This is a genomic window from Dellaglioa sp. CoH-55-MRSF-7 (assembly GCF_056782235.1).
In genome coordinates this window covers 1-529 of the sequence record NZ_JBXAYI010000045.1, presented here as the reverse complement: position 1 = coordinate 529, position 529 = coordinate 1, and the positions used below count along the sequence as shown (strand labels likewise).

Here is a 529-nt window from a genome sequence, read left to right as displayed (position 1 = left end):
CCCATAACTGTTGTGTACCCGGGGTTTGCGGCAGTGCTGCCAGTGATGACGTTGGCGTCTAGGTTATACAGCGAATTGGTGTTCGTTGCCTGCATAAAGATGTTGCCGCTACCAACAACTATCTTTGGCTTTGCAGACCAAAAGGGGTTACTCAGAAACATTGTTTTCTCCTGTAGTGCCCCATAAAATTAGAGCACTTCAGTTTTTAGTGTACCCGTAGAGTACTGGAAACGCCATAGTTTTCCAAGCCGCGCGCTCGACTGGAGACTGGAATTCATAGTCCGGATCGCCTACCGCAACACGCAGCGCGGACAGCAGAATGTCGCCTTTGAAGTGGGGGTCACGTCGAAGCTGGATCAGTGCGGCGAGAAACAGGCCGCGCGAATCGGCACCAGCATGAGCAAAACCCGGCACCCGGGGTGCATCTTCCGGAACGTATTCGTCTTGAGCGTCGATCATTTGTAACCCCGCTCGCGGCGGCTGACAATTGCAAAATCTTCCAGAATTTCTCTAGCCTTCGGTTGAAACG

General features: G+C 52.6%; 1 protein-coding gene. It reads right to left on the bottom strand.

Going from position 1 to position 529, the window contains the following annotated elements; all coding sequences use genetic code 11:
- Nucleotides 1–198: 198 nt before the first annotated feature.
- Nucleotides 199–459, bottom strand: coding sequence for a hypothetical protein (locus AC1RPU_RS07785; RefSeq protein ID WP_289856409.1), 261 nt, complete (start codon nucleotides 457–459; stop codon nucleotides 199–201).
- Nucleotides 460–529 lie beyond the last annotated feature (70 nt).

Excerpts from the sequence above, each read along its gene's own strand:
- AC1RPU_RS07785 (WP_289856409.1), bottom strand. The coding sequence starts at position 459 with ATGATCGACGCTCAAGACGAATACGTTCCGGAAGATGCACCCCGGGTG.